The organism is Arachidicoccus sp. (assembly GCF_050436765.1).
Classification (GTDB): domain Bacteria; phylum Bacteroidota; class Bacteroidia; order Chitinophagales; family Chitinophagaceae; genus Arachidicoccus.
The window spans coordinates 453-1,463 of record NZ_JBNQGD010000088.1; the positions used below are offsets into that span (position 1 = coordinate 453).

Here is a 1,011-nt window from a genome sequence, read left to right on the forward strand (position 1 = left end):
AGAGTCAAAAAGCGGTTAGTTTACATATAAATTCTCTTCTCCAAGGTTGAAGCTGATTTTTGAGCAAGTCCGGGCAGGCCAAATGCCTCGGGTGCGGCAAAATCAGGGCGGTCAATACAACGCGCATGGCAGAGCATATCGAGACCTGCAGTAAAGCTCTTGAGATCTTAAAAAGAGACACAAAAAGCGTTCAACAAAGGCTTCAAATTGAGAAATTACCTTCTGCTCAAGCAGCAATGGATGAAGCTTTAGTTGATGCAATTGTTATCGACAACCGGCCATTCTCTATATTCGAGCAAGTCAGCATGCGCACTTTTCTTCAACGCGTGAATCCTCTTTATATGCCTCCAAATGCAGATACAATTAGCACCAAGATTATCCCTCGATATTATCAGGCTTTACGAGACCGAATCCTTAATGAACTACGTCGTACTCGATATCTCAATATTACGTTCGATGAGTCAACAAATATCAACAATGAACGCTGTTTTGTGATAACAATTACTACACCGACAAGATCATGGTTTTATTCGCTTAAAAATATGAAGAATCGACAGCTAGATGCGCCTTCTATTGCGGATGAAGTTTATCAACAGCTTCAAGCGCTTCAAAAAGACCTTAATATCAATCAAAATACGTGGACAAATATAAACTCGATTTCTACCGATACATGCAGTACAATGAGAGCAGTTTGGAGATGCTTATTAGAAAAGCCAAATCTTTAGCATATTTTATCTATTCCTTGCGATTCTCATGGCTTACAGCTAATATTCAAAGATTTGCTAGGTCAGAAATCAAGGTGGCCTACAGTCAAAGCAACGTTCAAATCCGCTGTCGAAGTTGTTTCTTATTTCCATAAAAGCCCTTATCAATACGCCAATTTACAAGCGCTGCAAGAAAAGCACTACAAGAAAAGAATAGCACTTATTGCTTCGGTTATAACACGTTGGGGAACTCAATATAACCTCATAAAATCTGTTTTCCAGTCTAAAAAGGCGTTGCAAGAATGGG

General features: G+C 39.5%; 2 protein-coding genes. Both read left to right on the top strand.

Going from position 1 to position 1,011, the window contains the following annotated elements:
• Positions 1-125: 125 nt before the first annotated feature.
• A complete protein-coding gene (locus ACQR30_RS03690; protein ID WP_429731425.1) occupies positions 126-725 on the top strand; it encodes a hypothetical protein in 600 nt (199 codons plus the stop codon).
• Positions 726-779: 54 nt separating this feature from the next.
• Positions 780-1,011, top strand: a 232-nt coding sequence (locus ACQR30_RS03695; protein WP_429731427.1) for a hypothetical protein, incomplete at its 3' end; no start/stop codon positions are given.